Origin of the sequence: Aneurinibacillus migulanus, assembly GCF_001274715.1 — a bacterium.
Lineage (GTDB): Bacteria > Bacillota > Bacilli > Aneurinibacillales > Aneurinibacillaceae > Aneurinibacillus > Aneurinibacillus migulanus.
Map to the genome: position 1 here is coordinate 1,808,578 of NZ_LGUG01000004.1, position 19,405 is coordinate 1,827,982.

Below are 19,405 nucleotides of genomic sequence, written 5' to 3' on the forward strand. Positions count from 1 at the left end.
TTATANTTTTACATATGTTGAAGCTCATAAGTAGATGGACGAATGGAATGTTTTGCTACATTTTCCATGTACTCTAATAAATAACTCTCATAGTCATCGGTGGATTCTTTGATGTATTCATTATTTTCTATTTGTGAGATTAGTTCAGCACATGCCTTCTCAGCCTCCTTTTTTGTTTTAAATCCACTAACGGTTTTCTGCTTTCGTTTGCCTGTTTCTAGGTCGCGCCCTACATCGATGGAGAAAGACCATTTAGAGCCGCGTTTGCGAAAATATCCTACCTTCTTTATGTAAATGGTGTGGATAAGCTGTGTACAATGAAGTGAGAATATTCGTTCTGTTTTATGATGAAAAAGAAGAGCCCGAAGGCTTTACTTTGGTTCTGAAACTGAAAAATGTATATTTAATTTCTATATTGATCCCACTCGTTTGGGAAAACAGCGATGTTTCCATCGTGAAAATCTTGGTTAATTACAATTTCGCAAACTCCCCATTTATTTTGTTCGATGATTGAATTATCGGTAACAGGTAGTCCTAACTTTTCAATAGCTTCTTCTGGTGTTGTTTTTGATGTGAATTGAATCTTTGCTAATTCATCTTTATAGAAAATTACGGTAGCATCCTCGAATACATCGTTGTTCCCATACATGAGATAGTCCGCGTATACGATTGAACCATTTTTTAATTGAAACTTACCATTTGGATATTGTTTTTCTTTAGTATCTTGTTTAAACATCTTGTTGAATTCACTTTTTGTAAGAGAAATTTTACTCGGAGTTTCTTGTTTTGTTTTTGTGGGTAATGTATTTGCTTCGGATGAAGTGTTTGCAGAAGGTTGTCCCTTTACCTCTTTAGAATGTATAGTTATATCTGCTGAATTTTCCTCTTTTATTGTTTCTTTGTTGCTACATGCTTGTAATAATAGAGAAGCCATCAGTAATATTGTTATGTAAGTTCCTTTCCACATCATTCTTCTCCTTTTTCATATACCTTTACATTTATGGAAATATTTTCTGAAAACCGTAAAATAATGCCCTGCTTGTCCAGTTAGGTCAGGCAGGGTTATTGTTTTTCAGGCTTTAATAAATGGATTTCCTCTTCGGTACGAGCAATACGTAAGATTTGATAATCCAAGCGTTTATGAATGCGTTCAGTGTCTTCTTTTGTTGCCATTTTAGATTGAACATCCGTAATCATGTGGAGTAGGCTTTCACCTGCTTTAATGTTTTCGATATGTTTACGTTCAATGGAATCATTCATTTCATCAAATCGTTGATTCATCTCTGTTTTTAATTGCTTAACTTCGTTTTTGACTCCGCGTAATTCAGCAAGAATCTCCTTTAGCAATTCATCGCTCATACATACCACCTCGCTTGCCTTGTTTCTTTAGTTTCTTAACAAGTTCAATAGCTTGCCTTGCCTCGTCATACATATGTTCTCGGAAAACTTCTTTTTCTTCAGGTGAAAGTTCGTCATATCCTTCTAGGTCGTCATAGAAGAAGAGGCTCATTTCTTTCTCAGCTTCTTTTGGTGACGGATTGGCTGTACGTCCTAAAAGATAGTCAGTAGTAGTGCCTAGTACGTTAGCTAAATCAATAAGCATTTCATTTGATGGAGAACTATATTCTGTTTCATAGTTAGATATGGTTGTCTTTTTGGTGTTAACTAACTTAGCTAGATCTTCTTGTGTATAACCCTTAGCTTTTCTAGCTTGCCTTAAGCGTTGAGCAAGCATATTTTCACCCCTTCTTTTGTTCAAATATATTGTACTAAAAAGCAATTATCTAGAAAATAAAGTCCAAAAAAATCAAATTTAATCATCGATATCCAAATAATTTGGATTTATACTTTGTATATAAGTTCAAGAAAGTTGGAATCGGTGGTGATGATATGAAGAACCTGCCGTTAATTCATGCTAGGAAGTCTAAAGGTTTTACTCAGGAAGAATTGGCAGGACTAATGAACCGTAAAAAGACAACAGTTAGTAACTGGGAAAATGGATATTTTTCACCTACATTATAACGGGGAAGTAAAGAAAGTAGTGAACAAGCAGTCTGGTGAGAAGGAAATCACGCTTGTGGTTCCGAGAGAGCAGCTACGAGGTAAGCTTGATTCGCTAGACGACATTCTTGGCGGAAAAGCAGCCATCACATTTGATTCATTGGTAGTCAACTATAACATCGAAATCAATACACAAACCAATGAGCCGCTGAAAAAGTACCAGGTAGACGACAAGGGTGTTGTACATGAAGTGAAGCCTGAGGGTGAGCAACTGGAAACAGATTTTGGTCTTCCGAAAGCGAAAATCCCGACCAAAGAAGAGCGAGAGAAGGTCGAACGTGAAATCGTTGGCGAGTTTATTCTCAGCGGATTGGCACCGAGCTATGAGGATCTGCCGTATGACTTCACTGATATTGTGAAACGTCGTCTGGAGGGCGAGACATACATGAAATTGGCGTCTGAGTTAGGCATTTCTTCTGGCAAGATTGTAGAGCTGATAGACGAGTATCGGAAACGCGTAGTTCCATTGGCAATGAAGTGGGATGAGTGGAGACAAGGGAAGGAACAGCCGAAACAGGAGGCTAAAGAAGAGCCGAAAGCTGAAATGGAGGACAAGCCTGAGGGGAACGAATCAGAAGACAAGGGAGAAGACGAAGAAGAGCAACAAGATGGTGTTGCGTAAGACAGCTAACACGGGAGTACAAAGCGTATAAAGCACGTGTAGTCGAGCAGATGCGTAGCGGAGATACGACGTAACAACAAAACCAGCAAGCCTTACTTAGCTTGCTGGTTAACAGGAATTACTTTACAACCTTACCTATGATTTGTTCTAACTTTATAGATCCGAATACTCGACTGTCATAGCTATTCCAGCGATTGTCGCCTAGTACAAATACTGTTCCTTGAGGAATCGTATACGGACTATAATCTTCCGTAACCCGAAGTGTTTCATCTTGTTTTGCTTCTAAATTTGTACTCAGTTAAGTAACGTAATAAAATCGATTGGTCGCAGGTAGTTGAATGAATCTTCTTGCTCTAAGGGAGTAGTGATTCTTAAACCAACGGCTCACCTTGTTTAGGAAGGGTACGAATCATCGTCCATTGTTTTTTCGAAAAGATGAACGCTGTTGCCAGCAAAGTAAGTGCGACAAAAACACCAGATTCTCCCGTCCACAATAATACAGAATCACCTTGTGTAAAAAGGTCAAAGACGTTTTGGATGATGGCATTCCATGTTGAATGTAAGAAGACTGCAGGCCAGATGCTTCCAGTTGCTAAACGCAAATACGCAATCACATACCCAAAGGACGTGACCGAGATCATAAAAAGAACGATAGAAAGAAGAAGTATTGGACTAGCGTAGTATAATCCAGCTACCATGAGCGGTAGATGCCAAACACCCCAAATCATTCCGCTTACGAGAATAGGCCGGGAAACTCGGGCATCGATCAAGCGTGTGAGCATGTAACCGCGCCACCCTACTTCTTCTCCAATGCTTCCGGGCAAGCCATAAATCGTTCCAAGCGTTGTATTTACTAACAGGAATATGCGCGAAACGATTTTTTACGACAAAAAAGTGAGCCGTGGTTAAGATGTACAGTGAATCTTTTCGTGAAATTGATTCAAATAAACGCGATATACGTGGTGAGCCGATGGGCTGATTTTCGTAAAACAGCCCATATTACGCAATAAAAAAGGCCGGTGCGGGTCCGGCAATTAATACTTGGAGATGATATTTTTTAATAATGGATTAATACTAGTATATTTTGCTAGATGAAGATGGTGATAGAAAAAAGGACAAACGGGCAATAAAAAAGGCCGACGCATGGTCGGCAAGTGAAAAGAAGGTTTACTCTCATAATATACCATATTTAGGTAAATGGGTAAATAAGGAAATTGATAGAAGGGAATAAAAAGAGCTGGCACAAGGCCAGCAAGGAAGAAAATATTCATCATGAGGCATTACCAGTATATGTTTTCGAATGAAAAAGGTGAAAAAAGAGAGCGGAAAAAAAGACCGGCACAGATTAGGCCGGTAAGTAGCAGGTAAACGTATCATCGTAAAGGCGATACATCACCAATATACTCATTCGAATAAGAGGTGAAAGAATGAGTAAAAAAGGACCGGAACAAGGCCGGCAGTTAACAAGTGAATGTGACATCTCCAGGAAGAGATACTACTAGTATATTCTGCTAGATAAAAATGGTGATAGAAAAAAGACAAATGGGCAATAAAAAGGGCCGATGCAGGTCGACCCCATTCTGTCCCCATAGGCCAATGAAAGGATACTACAATATATTCGGAAGAGGTGACAAGCGTGCGGGAATTTAGGTTTCAGGCTTGGGATAAAAATTACCCTCTCCTTCTATGAAGAGAGCGAAAAAGGGATTTCTACTGGGCTATTACATACAATACGCCCGTTTTTGTAAAAAATGAAATAAAAAACCTCCCATAGAATATATGGGAATAGGGAGGACATAAAATGCGTGATTCTTTGGGAAGAAATCGAGGATCGATTGAAAAGAGTTTAGGCAATAAATAAAAAAGACCCTCCTACTTATAGCAGAAGGGCGACGAGAGATAAGAGGTATCGAGAAATAGAATCGTGTATGATAAGTATTTCCTTTTCGTAAATAAACAAAACCCCTTCTGAAGAAGGGGCGTCTCAAGGGGGAACCAAACATAATGCTATTACCTACACAGTATATTGCCCTACATTTGAGAAATTAAACATAAAAAATGCCCCTACAGTTTATTAACCATAGAGGCAGGACAAGGAAGCAATGGCTGACTATATAGTATGACGTATAAATAGAAAAAGTTACAAATAAAAAACACCCTCTCTGGATTCGTGGTCCGGGGAGGGAGTCTCTGCTTTGGTTGAATTTACTGGTTAAGAATATTCTACCATGAGCAGGGGGAGTCGTCATGAATAAACATGTGTTTTTGGAAGAAGTTTGTGCTAAGTGTCCAGGTTCACAATGGGGAAAGTCGGCCATGTGCCGTATTCATGACATGCATATCGGCAAAGTACAGAGTTGTCCCCAATGGGAAGGGCATCAGGTGGCACAAGAGGAAGCGAATCAGGAGCAACTTGCTTGGTGTGAATTAGAACCCGCATTAGAAGCTATACAACGTGTAGAACAGGACCTGCGTGATTACCACTGGATGGCGAAAGAGATTCAAAAATTGCAGGATTGGGATAAGCATCAAAAGCAGTATCCGAGAGAGAGATGGGAGAGTCTGTTGGGAGCTGGTACGGCACAGTATGGTATTGAGGCATCGTTACCGAAGGCGAAAGGCGTAAATTCGGACGTAACATACAGAGAAGCGCAAAAGCTCCTACGGAAATGGGAGCGCATGAAACGGTATGAGCATAAGGTGAAGAAGCTAGATGCTTCTGTGGCTACGTTACAGGACGAGAGAGAGCGAGCAGTAGCCGAGGGAATACAGACGGCTTAAAGATGTATGAAATCGCTCAGCAGCTTGATGTGGCTCGTCAGACAGTGGATAGGATTCGTCGGTCAATGATTCGCAATTTAGCATGGGATATGTATGAGGATGAAGTAAGGAAAGGCCTGTCGGCATAGCGGCGGGCTTTTTGTTACATGTGGTATGACTTTTGTGGGAGAGGATCGAAGTGTATTATGCTGAACGTAAGGAGAGATAAGCGAAGGGGCCGTTCCGAGGGAGCGATCCTTTTTGTTATGAAATTTAATCAATCTTAAATAGGGTTAACTTCTGAGGGTAAATGAATGTCTTTGACCAAGGGAGGAAAGTTATCGACTGAATTCTTAAAAGTGCTCTAGGTAAATGTGTACATCAGTATAAAAATGTTTGTTATTTAGATGCCTGTCTAAGCAAATCTAGTATTTCTTCATATAGTGTAATAAAAATGTAAGGAGGTATTGGATTTGCAAAAAAAAGTAACGAGTAAAAAAGGTGCTCCATTAACTAAAAGAAAAGGTATTAAACGACTGCTCCCTGTAAGGAAAATGACAAGCCTTATTAAAGTGGTTAGACCTAATGCTACGACTGTAATTGGTACCGATGAAAGTTGGTTTAACGCGATAGAAATCCCACGGGAATCGTTTTGGGTTCCAACCAATACGGCAAGGTGGGTATGGGGAGCCAATGATCCGTTTGGTGCTGCGGCAGTTATTAGTAGAAGATTTAGAATTCGAAGGGTAAGAGATGTTATTAGTGCTACTCTTTTCTTTGCAGTAGATAACTATGGCGTTGTATTGATAAATGGGAGGCCTGTTATTAATGACATTAAACAAAACACGCCTCGGTTTTTTACTAACGGAAGAACGATCGATATTAGTGACTTTCTTAGAAGTGGAATTAATGACATTGTTATCGTTGGTTTTAACTTTGGTGGACCTGGAACGGGATTCGATCTTCCGAGAAGTACAGCTAATCCCGCTGGAATCCTTGCAAGACTTACTATTGAGACTTAGTCATTATGAGCGGTTTTACCAACGGAATACAGATTTGGAATGTTTAATAATTAATAAACTATACATTAAAAAAGCCGCTCCTGAGCAGGAACGGCTTTTTGTTATCCAATTTTGTCATTATTTATCTAAAAAGCGTACAATCTGGTGCAGTACTTGTGAATGGTGTTCGGAAAATACCTTTAGCAGGATATAAAAAAGAGGGGTGTGTTATGCTGGACGCAGGGAAGGATAAGCAAAGGAACCGTTCCGAGGGAGCGGCCTTTGTTGTTTTGGATGGGAACATGCGTCATTAAGTATTAGTGTGCGAACGGGTAATAGACCGCCTCGGCTAGAAGGTCGGTCTATTTTACGGAAGAGAATGTTTGCATCCATTAAGCAATTGAAAATGCAGGTACAAACTGACGATGCAAGACGGTGTTCCCCTCTTGAATGATTCCGTCTACAGTGATTCCCCACGTATTCACAATGACAGGTGGACGAATAGGGTCAGGTGGAAGAATAGGGTCAATTGGATGAAGAGGATTTACCACCACTTCATACAAAGGACTTGGTGGAAGAACAGGATCAGGTGGATAGGCATGAATGATAAGATTCCTACGTGGTGGAATAGTAACGGGCGTTGTAAACGGCAAAAACCCCACAGGAGGGGAAAAGGGACCCGGACCATTGTTAATGACAATCCCATTTCCGTTACCGTTACCATTACCATTACCAGGAGGATTAAGGATGTCCCCACATAAGAACGCAAATTTGTTAAATTCGGTTGGAGTACATGTGTTTTGCCAATCTGAGACTGAGACAGTGACGGTTTGAGGAAGATCAGGGGCTTGATTAAATAAAGAAACGACAATCACGTCTGTGCTAGGGTGCCGGAACATTAGACCTGTGGTTCCAGCTGAGGGGCTACTGGTTCCGTTAGACGGTGGTATACAAGGAGATAGTAGACAAGATGAGATTACAGGATTCCCTTGCATGCATTTGTGAAAATGATTCACTTTTTTCACCTCTCATTTGTTGTACATAGGTATTTATTATTCGGCGCTCTTGAAACGGCATGTACCTACGGAAAAGACACTCTTTAGAAGCTTTATATCAAATTGTGAATTAAGGCATAAAAAAAGAGGGGCATACACCCCTATGCTTCCTTCGCTATATTCGTTTCTATGTAGCAATGTGGGCAACAGGCTTTTGTGTTACACATGTTACATTGTGAGTCATATGAAACTTTGTGTTACATGTGTTACTACTTTTGCGGGAAAGGATCAAGGCGTGTTATGCTGGACGCAGGGAAAGATAAGCGAGGCCGTTCTGAGGGAGCGGTTCTTTTTGATTGATATCTGAAGTTATAAGTATTAATCTACTAAAAAATAACTATTATATGGATTTTACTGTTGAAATTTTACACGATATACCATATTATTTAGTTGTAAGTTAATTTAGCAAATATTAGGAGGTATATTCGTGAAAAAAGTTCTTGCTAGTAGTTTGGTAGGGTTAACTTTGTCTTTGGGTTTTGTAGCTCCTTCGTTTGCTGCTGAGACTAACACATTATCAGAAGTAAAATTACAAGCTGTTGAAACAATCCAAGAAACAGTAAGTGTCGGAGAAGAAATTAATCTGCCATATAGAAGTGGATATTATTATGTTGTTGAGATGGGGAGTAGGTATATAGATTTAACTAATAAAGGAGTTCTTACCGGTAAAAAAGTAGGGGATGCTTTGGTTACAATTTGGAAGGACGGAAAGATGATTTATAAATACGAAATCGAAGTAGTTGAATAGATAATTCAAAGCTACTCTTCGGAGTAGCTTTTTTGTTATCCATTTCCGTTATTATTTATCCAAAAAACGTACTTTGATATCCATTTTCCGTACTTTAGTAGTCAAAAAGCGTACAATTCAGTGCAGTACTTGTGAATGGTGTTCGGAAAATACCTTTAACGTAAAGAGGAAATACTTTCCTCTTGTCGAAATAATTGGCGGGAGGGAAAGTATGAAAAAAATACCTATGCTATTTATTTTATTAAGTATGTTTCTTTTTGTAGTAGGTTGCACATCAGATAAAAGAGTCGATAGTCAGATCATTTTACCTAAAGATATCCCCAGCTTTGTTCAAAAAAAAGATTTTGAAACAATCGATTGGGACAAAAAAGCAGTTACATTCGACAACAATATTATCGGGAATGAAAATAAGTCAGGCGTTATTGGTGTAGATATGCCAAGTTTAAACGGCCAAAAGTGGATGTGGCATCTTTGGGGGATTGAAGATCCTAGAAAAACAACATTAACGGTAGTTGGTTTTCACAAAGAAACGGGAACTGTCCATCAAATTCTAACAACAGGTTGGACGATTGGACTTGGAGGAGAAAATAATGGAGCGGATGCACATGCACCTTCTAGTGTGAAAATACCAAAGCCAGGAGAATGGGCGATTTTGCTTTATACTGACGAAAAATTATTTGATATTTTAGTTTATGAAATTAATGAATAAACCATTTCAGAAACAAGCACCCACGTGGTGCTTTTTCTTTTGCGTAACGTTACAAACGAGCCAGCGAAACGAAAATAAGAAATTAAATTCAAGGCTATGTTACATTATTTCATAAAAAATTTTAAAAAACGGGAAAGAAATCCTGAAATTATACGTTATAGCTAATGAATAGGCAAAAAAGAAGAAGTTACGCAACATCCTTTTTAGAGGGGAAAATAAGCATCAAGAGTGGATTAAGCTAGTTTTACCATAGGGTGAGGCTAAATATAAAAAGAGAGGGAATAAGAATATGAAAAAGGTAGCAACTGCATTTTTAACGATCAGTTTATTGGCTACAACGCCAGTCTTCGCGGCTGAACAGGAAAGTAATCCAATCCAGCAAGAAGAGGGAATGGCTGAACAAGAGGAATACTCTCCGGTTAAAAAACTGACTGTTGATGAAATTATGGCCCAGAAAGGGATGAAATCGGCATTAGAATCATTCTATAATAAATTTCCACGAACAAAAGCATATAAAATCATGGGTAGTAAAGTTCCAACGAGTAGAAATGGCGAAGAATTAAATGAGATTACTTTGTTCTTGGAAAGTGATAAGAAAGAAGAGTCATTTTACTTATACTTTGATATAGAAAAAGAGAGGATAACAGCATATATTCAAACAGTAAACAATATTTCTGAATCCGAATTACCAGGCAAAGTTCAAGCATCTCTGGACAAAGTTTATAGCCTTTCACCGGAAACGAAGAACCTTAAGCTTTATAGTTCCTTTATGTCTTTCCCTACCATAGAAGGGGAGGAACAATTGAAAACATATATGCTTAGTTTTAATGAGAGCGGAAAAAGAGAAGAAGGAAAGACAACCGATAAAGAATTTGACATAACGTTTGATGAAACAGGGAAAGTTCTATATTTTACTTTCAACAGATTACCTTTAGTCAACCTTCAGGGGAACACAAAAGAGGAAAAGGCGCAAGACCTGTTGAAACGGTTATATGAGGAAGAAGCTAATGAATACAAGATAAAGAAAGTAAATGAAATCTCAAAAGATGATCTGAGTGATAACTCTACTAACAATGATTTTAGTGGATCTATTGTATTTATGCCCCTATCATCTGAAAAAGAACCAATCGTTATCTATTTTAATAGTAAAGATGAGCTTACTATGTCTCAAGAGAATACACGAGATTTCTTGGAAGATGCAGGGCTTTTATAATAGCATACACAATACAAATAAAGTCGTTCTAACTGGAACGGCTTTTTATTATCTATTTTCCGTACGAGTGGTCCTTTGTTATTAATAATATTTGGTATATATTGAAACATTTACCAGGAAGAGACCGTTTAAGTATAATAGTAAGACTAAATATACATAAAGTAAGAGAGGGGATAAGACCATGAAAAAAGTAGCAACTGCATTTTTAGCGATTAGTTTATTGGCTACAACGCCAGTCTTCGCGGCTGAACAGGAAAGTAATCCAATCCAGCAAGAAGAGGGAATGATTGAACAAGGGGAAAATCAAGAACTGACTGTTGATGAAATTATGGCCCAGCAAGGCATGAAATCAGCATTAGAGTCATTCTATGATAAATTTCCGCAAACAAAAACATATGAAATATCGGGTAGCAAAATTAAAAAAATAGAAAATGATAAAGAGAAAAATGTGATTCAGTTGTTCTTGGAAAGTGATGAAAAAAAGTCGTTTGTCTTAGAATTTGATATAGAAACAGAGAAGATAACAGAATATACTCAAGCAGTATCCAATATTCCTAAATCCGAATTACCAGGCAAAGTTCAAGCATCTTTGGATAAGGTCTATAGCCTTTCACCGGAAGTAAAGGACCTTAAGCTTTATGATTCCGTGATGTATTTCTCTACCATAAAAGGGGAGGAAGAATTGAAAAAATACAGGTTTAGTTTTAATGAGAGCGGAAAAATGGCGGAGGGAAAGACAACCGATAAAGAATTGAGCATAACGTTTGATGAAACAGGTAAAACTCTACATTTTGACTTTGAAAAGCTACCTTTGGTCAACCTTGAGGGAAATACAAAAGAGGAAAAGGCACAAGACCTGTTGAAACGGTTATACGGGGAAGAAGCGAATGAGTACAAAATCAAGAAAGTAAATGAACTCCCAAAAGATGACCCAAATTATAAAGATCATAAGGATTTTATAAGAGGAACTATTGTATTTATGCCTATATCCTCTGAAAAAAATCCGATTTTAGTAGGCTTTAATATTAAAAACGAGCTTACTATGTCTCAAGAGACTACACGAGATTTCTTGGAAGATTTCGGGCTTTTATAATAGCAAATACGATACAAATGAAGTCGTTCTCATTGGAACGGCTTTTTATTATCCGTTTTCCGTACTTTAGCAGCCAAAAAGCGTACAATTTAGTGCAGTACTTGTAAATGGTGTTCGGAAAATACCTTTAGCAAGGCATAAAAAAAGAGGAGCGCACGAAGTGATATGAACATAAGGTGAAGAGAATGTATCACGTACAAGAGCACAAGAATTAAAGCTTGAGGTTGTAAAAAATCTAGATTGGGTTATTTATAACGAACAAAAGAATAGGTGCTCTCTTCATGAGAACCCTTTTTTAAGTTCGATAACTTGGTTTATGTCTACTTAACAAATGAATGTAGGCTGTTACCCACTGGAACATTTAGGCATATCTTATTCTGAAAGTTTATTTTAGGAGGCTTGTTCATGTCCAATGGATTTGTTGCTCGCTCGTTAGATGAGGTTCGTTTCTGGTCTTATGAAAGAGCATTCGCTTTTTCTTAGACTAGGCTTTCCTGTAGATGCTACAGAATTAATCAATGAGGCTAATTATTTTTATGCACTATTTGATGGAATTGAAAAAAGGGCTCAGGCATTTACCGCTAAAGCTGATCCAGAACAAATTAAGCGTTTTAATACAGAAGTCCATCAAGCAGCTTCAATGATCTGGGGTTTCAAAAGAAAGGTATTAGGGTTGATTTTGCACTGTAAGCTTCTAGGCGGGAATAATTTTCCCTTATTAGTTGATCATACAAGTCGAGAAGCTGCTTATTTTAGAAACCGATTAGAAGAACTAAATTTGGGTAGGCTTGAACCTATTCCTGATGCCATTATTGATGAAAATGTATTCTTCTTAAGAATTATGGCTGATCACGCAAAGTTTATTGGACACCTTCTTGACCCATCTGAGCGGAAATTGGTTGAGCAAGCGAGGGAGTTTAGCCATGATTTTGATCAGCTTTTATTCCAGGCTATCGATTTAGACTCGATGAGGCCACAGTCTCAAACTATTCCGCTGTTGGATCAGTTTTTAGATCAAAATCGAGTATCAGTAAAATCACTTCGTGATTTTAAAAAGACTGCTCGTGATTTAATTGAAGCATGTCGGATTAAAAGTGTCATTCATCCTTTACTGGCTGATCATGTATTCCGTGAGGCTGAGAGATTTCTGGAGATTATCGACATGTTTGAAAGGGCACTAACAGGAAAAAAATCTGTTAGTAAATGCTAAAAACGTCCGATAATACCTGTTTTGTAAACTGAAGCAGCCGTTCCAGTTTGGAAACGGCTTCAGGCTGTCGAGAAAGTGGTTTTTTAAAAATCTCGATCTAATTTTGATGATTTTAGGGGGTGCAAAAATGTCTCCCTATGCCTCTAGAAACCCGTACAGGCGAATCTGAGGCGTCAAATTTTTAAGTGGAAAATCTCTATTTTCATAAATGGGGTTTCTCCACACTCTGAAGCACCCATATGGTGCTTTTTATTTTGCCTTGGAGATGATGTGAATGTCCAACAAGATAAAAGAGTCTCAACAAACTATGATAAGTTCCGATAATTAAAAATAAATGGATTTGAGGTGCAGAATGAAAGTTCCCATAGACGCTCAAACAATTACGGCCTTACTGCCTCCTGATAAAAAAGAAAAGGAACGAATAAATAGGATTCAGCGAAGAATCGATGAGATTGATAAAGAGATAAAAGCATTGCGTAATAATTCTTCTATTAATCCAAAACAAAGAATCAGGATGATTTCTCAACTTTATATGGAGAAGGTTGCGTTGCAGAAAGAGTTGAGAAAGGAGGCAACCCCATCTGAAAAGAAAACTGATAGGCCAGAAAATCCTAATGCAAAGCCTTTGAAGGAACGAAAAGTTGCAGAAGATCCTAATAAACCACTCGCTATAAATTTTAAAGTGTAATTATATAGATGTGTCTATAGAATCACTCTTCAGAGTGGCTTTTTATTTTGCGTAACGTTACAAACGAGCCAGCGAAACAGCGTAACAAAACAGTTGCTTCATCTAATGCCGTTTCGTTAGTTGGCTTGTAACGTTAAAACTTTGCGTTACAGATGAAGGAAAGGCTTTCCGCTTGTCGAACAGAGTCATAGGAGGGATGCAGATGTTTTTGAAAGGGTTAAATCTTACCGTAGATACAGGCGGGTTAAATACCATGGCATTAAAGCTAGGAGTATGGGTATTTGCCTTAGGAGTAGCTCTTCTTTTGATTGGAATATTTGTACCTTATCGGATACTTCGTCGTATTTTATGGGCTGGTACATCCCTATATGGATTATATATATTTGCTGATTGGATAAGTCGTTCATATTGAACGGCTTTTTATTTTGCCTTAGAGATGGGTGGTGATGTAGATGGCAAAGTAAATCTATATATCTGATCAAATATAAGAGGATACCACTTTTACTAAGCCTAAACGGGGTTATGTACATTACTACAGGCTTATTAAAGGCGGTATCCTCTTTTTATTTGAAAAAGGGGATACAGAATGCGATTTGAGGACCTACTCACGCCAGATAAAAGAAGGAAGTTAAACAAGATGCGGCAGACGCCAGAGAGGACGGAGCAGCCGGGGCCAGTAAAAGACAAGTTGCCTACGGTATATGTGCCAAGTCGTAAGGAAAGGGAACGTGAGGAATTCGAGCGTTTAATGCGCGGATCGGCCTATACACGCCGTCGCGGAGCAATTAGACAGACACGCCATTCTTAAGGGGGGTTTATCTATGGGAGTGAAACATTTGAGCAAGGATGTACAGGATTTGGTTATAGAAGAATTATGCGAGTATCGCGCTTCAAGGGTAAATATGAGGAATGTAGAGGAACAGAAAAAAGCCGGTATTATTAATCTCTTCCCTACGTTAAAACAATGCGATAGCGAAAATATGCTTAAGTATAGACAAATAGAAAGGGCATTGTGGGAAGCGTTGGACCCTATTGAGAGGGATATAATCGAAAGGAAGTACATTAATTCAACTGACGCAAAAGATATTAATGTTTACACTGAACTAAGTATGAAAAAAAGCACATACTATAAGAAAAAGAAAACCGCAATATTTCATCTGGCCAAGGCGCTCGGAATTATCTGAGTGCTTTTCTATTTGGCTTGATGACAGGGTTCTTGCTGTAGATCGCAAAGTATTTCTAAAAGTAATTTCGAGTTAACATAATCAGGTATTATCGGTATCAAAAAAGGATCTTCGAGTGAAAGATCCTTTACTTGTTTAATTAAGCAACTGTTAGAAGTTCCTATTTTATTCTTAGAAATAGAACTTATAGGTAGCAGCGTGGAAAGTATCGATTTAAAATGCTGTCTTAGATGCGAAAAGTTCCGACTCACGTAAGGGGTGGAACTATTGGAATAGCAAGGGGCTGACGGACTATAAACGTGGCATCCGACCTTGCTGGCTCTTGGTCCCATGGTGCAGGCTCGACCCAGAGCTGCAAATCTCGGTGGCGAATGAACCGGTTTGGAAAATTAACTGATAGGAACGAGACCATTTGTGGATTTGTCCAGTTTGCTTGTCCGCGTCTTAATTCAAAAGTTGAGTCGGCTACTAATTGTGGTTGCATAGGAGTAGTATGGTCAGGAAGTTCTGTAAACTCTAAACGAAAGTTTCGATGTCGGAAACCCCATTGGGGGTTATATAAATCACGAAGCATTCCTCTCGCTCCATAATACCAATCACCAGTCCAAATAAAAGTGGCTGCCCTTTTGTGTGCTAAGCTTGGGACTGGATTGATTGCCCCAAATAAACCGTTATAGCGACTGATGAAATGACCCGGAATATTTAAGGATTCCAGTGAGATAATCATATTACCCCTCCATAGTTTTATAAATTGTTTTTTTTATGCAAAAAAGTAGAATAAAAAGCTCGAAGATCGAGTCAACATTAGCATATTATCGGTATACTAAAAAACCCATAGATATTATATTCAATGAGTGTATTTGATATACATTATTGGTAAACATAATCATAATTTGTGGAAGTTCCGAAACAGAAGACCCCTTGGACACCAAGGGGTTTCAGTATGTCTGAAATGATCGTTTATGCAGGATTTTATACATTGCTGATATATAAGGGTTTTTTGAGTATTGTATTGTTCCTAAAATTGCATAAAAACCTAAATAAAACATTTATTTTTAGAAATACTTTGCGATCTACAGCAAGAACCCTGTCATCAAGCCTATTTGGACGAATGTTGGAAAAATGGGGTACCTTTTGGGGCACCAAAATAGGGTACCTTTTTTTATTTGGGAAATTTGTACGCTTATACCTAAGGAAAAACATTCCTTGGGAGACAGCGCCTTTCCCTTATCAAGGGCGTACTCGGGTGTATTGAATAGCGATGAAGGTTGCGGCCGATAAACGGGGGGAGCAGCTGGAGCTTAAGCAGTATTGCGCCAATAGAGCCACGGGGACAGCAGAATAGAAAGGTTCTGCAAAGGTTGCTGAAACAATGGAGCAATCGACTCTGTAATCCTGGCTATTCCTCCTGGGTGATTATAAGAGGCGATACACCTTATCTACATACTGACCCTGATGATAAATATTAGGGATATCAATTAAAGGAGCGGAGCCATATAGCTGCGCTTTTTTCGTTGGTAGAAAACAAGGGAGGCGGATATGTTTGGGATTTAAAGATGTAGTTATAGCAATCCTTTCATTGGCTGACCTGGACACATTTAAAAAGAACATACAAGAGCAATGGGCAAAAATTAAAGCGATAGTTGCGGATATTCAATCAAGTAATTTAAAGAAGGAACAGGAAAACAGAGAAGCTATGTGGTTATGGAGGAAATGTGGGGGTTACTTTTATGGAGCAAAAACAACCGTCTGTGCGGCATCTAGTTATTACAATGCCTCATCCAAAAGCGGGGTGGGAAGAATGCGTGAGAGCTCATCGGGAGCGGGAAAGACTACGGTGGGAGCAGAAGAAACGGAACATGAAGAGAGGTAGGAAGAGAGCGCAATGATTAGTGCATGGTGGTTACTACTCATTGTACCTACTTCCCTTCTATGCGGATTTTCTATAGGGCTAGAAATCACATATGAATATTATCGAGAATATCGTCGTCGATAGGCGTAAAGAAGGATAAGTGATGACATGTTCAATCCTTTTGAGGGAATCGGAATCCTGATGCATCTACTCTTAATCCCATATATCTTGTTGCGTTGTATTGCGTACCCATTCAATATGATAGGTCGCCTTTTTGATTGGTTAGCTGATAAATACGCGGATAAAGTTAGTTTTTAAGGCGGTGCTTTATATGGACTTAACATCTATATTTATTTAGAGAAAACTATTAACGAAAATGTTACAATATTGGAAATTGATTATAATCCATTTTTGTGTAATTTATACAATAGTTTTTAAGGAGGAATAAAATGGCTAATGCAAATCCGACAGAACCGACAGAAATCAAGTGGCAGCAAAAACAACATTTTCTACACGATTTTTCACAGGAATCTTATGAGCGAAATGAACTTTTTTCCAAATGTATATCTTTAGTTTTTGGTATTTCTGCTTGTTTAGATATTAACCCAGCAAATTTGGAAGGTAAAGTCGTTATTCAGTATGCAGGAGTAACTCTTGCAGCTGTACAATATCAACTTGGTGAACCTGCTTCCGTAAACTTTGGAATCGACGGTGTAGGAAAAGCATCTCTTATAATTGCTGCTACTGTAAGTGAGGATGGGAAGCATAGTATTGAGCTTCATTATATAATTACAGGACCTTTTGGAATTAAACTTGCAGATAATAGTGTAAGTGTTAAATTACCTTTCTAATATTTTTTTCAAACCATATTCAGCTGAATATGGTTTGTTTTATGTTGATTAAAAGGTGAGAAGTATCCTTGCAAGTCAGATATATTCGAAACTACATACGAACTATATAAGTTACAGTTAATATTTTGACATGGTAGCGTGGTTGGAAATAGGAGAGATGGAGAAAGAAGAGGGTGGATACGCCCTGCGCCCCGGCAGAAAAAAGGCGGACGTGTCTTTTTCCGACCGCTCCCGCCCACCGCCCTTCCTTCTTTTCTTATCTCTCACCACAAGAATTTGTCGATTTATCAAATCAGATGTATATAGTAAAAAAGTAGTCGCCGACAGGTGGCTTTTTTAGTCGGGCGGGATAATGCGTCATCTACCGTACGGAAGAGAGACGGGACTCATAAACAAGAAAGGAATGAGGACGATGTAACGCATTAAATCGTACAGGAACCTTGTCACGACTAAATTCAAAAATCAAATGGACTTATTTGTTTAAAAATAAAGGCAACAACAAATGAAAAAACAACTGATATGGTCATTTGTTTAGGCTCTTTGTAAAAGATTACACATAAAACAACATACATAATTGATTCTTCAATATAAGATAAATACACGTAGAATAAACCCATTCCTAAAGAAAGACTTAACAATAATCCCATTGGTAAGGCTGGTAAGATAAAAGCTAGATGTATATTATTTTTAGCTTTCCAAACAATAATTGCTAGTAAAGGAGATACTAGTGCTATACTGCCCCAAAGTATAAAATAACTCGTTGGAAAAAATCCAAATAAATAAGCTGAATATATATAATAACTTATTAACATTCCTATAAAGAATATAAACGTATTAATAGCAGCTCTTATTAGTGTTTTACTATATGCAGCTATAATTGTCCCAATCAATACCCAAATACCTAACCTTGTAAATAAATCTGCAAAATAGTGGAGAATATACGTCCACCAACTTCCATCAACCGCGATGGTATCCAAATATTTGGATATTATCCCCAAAGACATTCCAAAGACTAAACATAAAATAAAGTCCGGTATTTTGCTTTTTAACTTCATCATTCTGACACCTCAAAAAGCGTTGCTCTTCTAAGAATACTTTTTTAGCTTAATAATAATTGTGTCAAACTTCCACTATTTTCACAATACGTTAATCAAGTATTTGGCCCAATTGCGGAAAAACAGAAAGGGATGAGGAAGATGAATAACCCTATCAGGAGCGCATTACTCGTTCAATTTTACGGCCATCTTGTAGAAGCGAAGAAAGCAGGATTGGATACACATTATGATCACTTTGCTGATGATGTAGTAGAAGAGATTATCCAGGAGCTGCGTTTGCAATACAAGCCAGGGGCGGAAGTTAATTAACGAAGACTAACCACTAAGGGGAGTCTTTTTTTGTTTGTCTTCTATTTAGAAATTAGCTTACAAAGTAGACGATTCTTTACATTCTTGTCATTTAAAGAAGCATAAATAGGTAGCTGCTATATTGGAACCATCTAGCAGGTGGGGAGAATGTATGACGAGATACATGGGAATCTTTTTATTTGTCATTAATGTTAAAGAAGGGATGAATCAAATGGACTTAATTCAATTTGAAGATCATAAAGTACGAGTGCTGAATCATAACGGAGCAGACTGGGATGGAAAACAAGAGGCTTGGTTCGTTCCTGGTGAAGTGGCGGCTGCCATTGGTGCAAGTAATCCCTCTGATTATGCTCGTACGGTATTAAAGCGAAATACTGAACGATTTGAGGGTTTTAGGGGGCGGGTCAAATTGACCCTACCTAGTGGCGGTACTCAAGAAATCAATATTATTAATGAAAACGGTTTGTATATGTTCCTTATGGCAAGTGACTTGCCCAAAGCAGTACAATTCCAACGGCGGGTAACTGAGCTACTCAAAGGAATTCGTCAGGGAAAAATAAAAATCATGCAACCGGAAAATAAAGAAGAAAAACTTATTCGTGCAAAGGCGATGGAATTAAACGCTCGTACACGCCAAGCAAAGCTTATGACACAAATTGCTGGTCAATTTAAAGGGACGCTATCAGATGAGTCTGTTCAATTGCTTTTATCCGGTGCAACAGAGGTCCTTGTAGGGGCACCGATTTTACCGAAGCCAGATGTGCCAGTGCTGTTTACAGCAACGGAAATCGCAGAAGAAATGGATGTTACAGCTAATAAGATTGGGCGCTTATCCAATAAACACAACCTAAAAACATCAGAGTATGGAAAATGGATACTTGATAAAGCAAGAGGTCACGATAAACAGGTCCGTTCATTCGTATATAACGAAAAAGGGCGAGCTAGATTAATTGATTTGCTAAATGCGGAGATAAAAAATACCTAAGATATGGAA

Annotated in this window: 27 protein-coding genes and 1 pseudogene; 18 read left to right on the forward strand and 10 right to left on the reverse strand. The window is 38.3% G+C overall.

The window, feature by feature from the left end; translation table 11 throughout:
* Positions 1–8: 8 nt before the first annotated feature.
* The 4 genes from AF333_RS37400 to AF333_RS31685 form a co-directional block, all read right to left on the reverse strand.
* Positions 9–332 carry an Arm DNA-binding domain-containing protein gene (locus AF333_RS37400; RefSeq protein WP_081003395.1) on the reverse strand — a complete coding sequence of 108 codons (324 nt, stop codon included), beginning with the start codon at positions 330–332 and terminating at the stop codon, positions 9–11.
* Between the two features lie 71 nt (positions 333–403).
* Positions 404–967: a hypothetical protein gene (locus AF333_RS10675; RefSeq protein WP_043064910.1), complete on the reverse strand. Its 564-nt coding sequence runs from the start codon at positions 965–967 to the stop codon at positions 404–406.
* A 95-nt stretch (positions 968–1,062) separates the two neighbouring features.
* Positions 1,063–1,359, reverse strand: coding sequence for a hypothetical protein (locus tag AF333_RS10680; protein WP_043064911.1), 297 nt, complete (start codon positions 1,357–1,359; stop codon positions 1,063–1,065).
* Positions 1,349–1,735 (reverse strand): helix-turn-helix domain-containing protein, encoded by a 387-nt coding sequence (locus AF333_RS31685; protein ID WP_043064912.1) that lies wholly within the window; start codon positions 1,733–1,735, stop codon positions 1,349–1,351. The genes AF333_RS10680 and AF333_RS31685 overlap by 11 nt, the downstream gene beginning before the upstream one ends.
* A 155-nt stretch (positions 1,736–1,890) precedes the next feature.
* On the opposite strand from AF333_RS31685, the gene AF333_RS31690 reads away from it, so the two are divergent.
* On the forward strand, positions 1,891–2,022 hold the full coding sequence (locus AF333_RS31690; RefSeq protein WP_074715451.1) for a helix-turn-helix domain-containing protein: 132 nt from the start codon (positions 1,891–1,893) through the stop codon (positions 2,020–2,022).
* The gene (locus AF333_RS10690) at positions 1,997–2,683 is read left to right on the forward strand and encodes a 2-methylcitrate dehydratase (RefSeq protein ID WP_139189211.1); all 687 of its coding nucleotides are present in this window, start codon (positions 1,997–1,999) and stop codon (positions 2,681–2,683) included. The genes AF333_RS31690 and AF333_RS10690 overlap by 26 nt, the downstream gene beginning before the upstream one ends.
* A gap of 118 nt (positions 2,684–2,801) precedes the next feature.
* On the opposite strand, the gene lepB is transcribed toward AF333_RS10690, so the two are convergent.
* Positions 2,802–2,981 carry a signal peptidase I gene (gene lepB, locus AF333_RS36745; protein WP_080787650.1) on the reverse strand — a complete coding sequence of 60 codons (180 nt, stop codon included), beginning with the start codon at positions 2,979–2,981 and terminating at the stop codon, positions 2,802–2,804.
* A 73-nt stretch (positions 2,982–3,054) separates the two neighbouring features.
* On the reverse strand, positions 3,055–3,507 hold the full coding sequence (locus tag AF333_RS10695; RefSeq protein WP_074715454.1) for a CPBP family intramembrane glutamic endopeptidase: 453 nt from the start codon (positions 3,505–3,507) through the stop codon (positions 3,055–3,057).
* Between the two features lie 1,423 nt (positions 3,508–4,930).
* Between AF333_RS10695 and AF333_RS10700 the strand changes: the two genes are divergently transcribed.
* The 3 genes from AF333_RS10700 to AF333_RS10705 all read left to right on the forward strand — a co-directional run bounded on the left by AF333_RS10700 (position 4,931) and on the right by AF333_RS10705 (position 6,465).
* The gene (locus tag AF333_RS10700; RefSeq protein ID WP_043064913.1) at positions 4,931–5,464 is read left to right on the forward strand and encodes a hypothetical protein; all 534 of its coding nucleotides are present in this window, start codon (positions 4,931–4,933) and stop codon (positions 5,462–5,464) included.
* A gap of 2 nt (positions 5,465–5,466) precedes the next feature.
* Positions 5,467–5,592, forward strand: a complete 126-nt coding sequence (locus AF333_RS36750; RefSeq protein WP_255322308.1) for a hypothetical protein — start codon at positions 5,467–5,469, stop codon at positions 5,590–5,592.
* Positions 5,593–5,916: 324 nt separating this feature from the next.
* A complete protein-coding gene (locus AF333_RS10705) occupies positions 5,917–6,465 on the forward strand; it encodes a hypothetical protein (RefSeq protein WP_052811891.1) in 549 nt (182 codons plus the stop codon).
* Positions 6,466–6,836: 371 nt separating this feature from the next.
* Here the strand turns inward: AF333_RS10705 and AF333_RS34130 are convergent, their stop codons facing one another.
* Entirely contained in the window at positions 6,837–7,343 is a 507-nt protein-coding gene (locus AF333_RS34130) for a hypothetical protein (protein WP_043064916.1), read from the reverse strand.
* Positions 7,344–7,926: 583 nt separating this feature from the next.
* Here AF333_RS34130 and AF333_RS10720 point away from each other — a divergent pair.
* The 9 genes and pseudogenes from AF333_RS10720 to AF333_RS10755 all read left to right on the forward strand — a co-directional run bounded on the left by AF333_RS10720 (position 7,927) and on the right by AF333_RS10755 (position 14,344).
* Complete coding sequence (locus AF333_RS10720) at positions 7,927–8,247, forward strand: hypothetical protein (protein ID WP_043064917.1); 321 nt, start codon at positions 7,927–7,929, stop codon at positions 8,245–8,247.
* 211 nt (positions 8,248–8,458) lie between these two features.
* The gene (locus tag AF333_RS10725) at positions 8,459–8,956 is read left to right on the forward strand and encodes a hypothetical protein (RefSeq protein ID WP_043064918.1); all 498 of its coding nucleotides are present in this window, start codon (positions 8,459–8,461) and stop codon (positions 8,954–8,956) included.
* 289 nt (positions 8,957–9,245) lie between these two features.
* On the forward strand, positions 9,246–10,169 hold the full coding sequence (locus AF333_RS10730) for a hypothetical protein (protein ID WP_043064919.1): 924 nt from the start codon (positions 9,246–9,248) through the stop codon (positions 10,167–10,169).
* Positions 10,170–10,350: 181 nt separating this feature from the next.
* Entirely contained in the window at positions 10,351–11,262 is a 912-nt protein-coding gene (locus tag AF333_RS10735; protein ID WP_043064920.1) for a hypothetical protein, read from the forward strand.
* 405 nt (positions 11,263–11,667) lie between these two features.
* A pseudogene (locus tag AF333_RS10740) lies at positions 11,668–12,472 on the forward strand (DUF2935 domain-containing protein).
* 352 nt (positions 12,473–12,824) lie between these two features.
* Positions 12,825–13,160, forward strand: a complete 336-nt coding sequence (locus AF333_RS10745) for a hypothetical protein (RefSeq protein ID WP_053432678.1) — start codon at positions 12,825–12,827, stop codon at positions 13,158–13,160.
* A 202-nt stretch (positions 13,161–13,362) separates the two neighbouring features.
* Complete coding sequence (locus AF333_RS10750) at positions 13,363–13,572, forward strand: hypothetical protein (RefSeq protein ID WP_053432679.1); 210 nt, start codon at positions 13,363–13,365, stop codon at positions 13,570–13,572.
* Between the two features lie 174 nt (positions 13,573–13,746).
* A complete protein-coding gene (locus AF333_RS32695) occupies positions 13,747–13,968 on the forward strand; it encodes a hypothetical protein (RefSeq protein ID WP_139188861.1) in 222 nt (73 codons plus the stop codon).
* Positions 13,969–13,981: 13 nt separating this feature from the next.
* The gene (locus AF333_RS10755) at positions 13,982–14,344 is read left to right on the forward strand and encodes an ArpU family phage packaging/lysis transcriptional regulator (RefSeq protein ID WP_043069120.1); all 363 of its coding nucleotides are present in this window, start codon (positions 13,982–13,984) and stop codon (positions 14,342–14,344) included.
* 247 nt (positions 14,345–14,591) lie between these two features.
* Here the strand turns inward: AF333_RS10755 and AF333_RS34950 are convergent, their stop codons facing one another.
* Positions 14,592–14,828, reverse strand: a complete 237-nt coding sequence (locus AF333_RS34950) for an AbfB domain-containing protein (RefSeq protein ID WP_235496332.1) — start codon at positions 14,826–14,828, stop codon at positions 14,592–14,594.
* Between the two features lie 1,059 nt (positions 14,829–15,887).
* On the opposite strand from AF333_RS34950, the gene AF333_RS10770 reads away from it, so the two are divergent.
* Both AF333_RS10770 and AF333_RS10775 read left to right on the forward strand, forming a co-directional pair.
* Positions 15,888–16,217 (forward strand): hypothetical protein, encoded by a 330-nt coding sequence (locus tag AF333_RS10770; RefSeq protein WP_043069123.1) that lies wholly within the window; start codon positions 15,888–15,890, stop codon positions 16,215–16,217.
* Between the two features lie 428 nt (positions 16,218–16,645).
* A complete protein-coding gene (locus tag AF333_RS10775; RefSeq protein ID WP_043069124.1) occupies positions 16,646–17,047 on the forward strand; it encodes a hypothetical protein in 402 nt (133 codons plus the stop codon).
* Between the two features lie 117 nt (positions 17,048–17,164).
* Here the strand turns inward: AF333_RS10775 and AF333_RS34955 are convergent, their stop codons facing one another.
* A complete protein-coding gene (locus AF333_RS34955; protein WP_235496335.1) occupies positions 17,165–17,338 on the reverse strand; it encodes a hypothetical protein in 174 nt (57 codons plus the stop codon).
* A 164-nt stretch (positions 17,339–17,502) separates the two neighbouring features.
* The gene (locus tag AF333_RS10780) at positions 17,503–18,102 is read right to left on the reverse strand and encodes a hypothetical protein (protein ID WP_235356744.1); all 600 of its coding nucleotides are present in this window, start codon (positions 18,100–18,102) and stop codon (positions 17,503–17,505) included.
* A 141-nt stretch (positions 18,103–18,243) separates the two neighbouring features.
* Here AF333_RS10780 and AF333_RS33575 point away from each other — a divergent pair, with 141 nt between their 5' ends.
* Both AF333_RS33575 and AF333_RS10785 read left to right on the forward strand, forming a co-directional pair.
* The gene (locus tag AF333_RS33575) at positions 18,244–18,411 is read left to right on the forward strand and encodes a hypothetical protein (protein ID WP_158502550.1); all 168 of its coding nucleotides are present in this window, start codon (positions 18,244–18,246) and stop codon (positions 18,409–18,411) included.
* 151 nt (positions 18,412–18,562) lie between these two features.
* On the forward strand, positions 18,563–19,396 hold the full coding sequence (locus AF333_RS10785; RefSeq protein ID WP_043069126.1) for a BRO-N domain-containing protein: 834 nt from the start codon (positions 18,563–18,565) through the stop codon (positions 19,394–19,396).
* Positions 19,397–19,405: the final 9 nt, after the last annotated feature.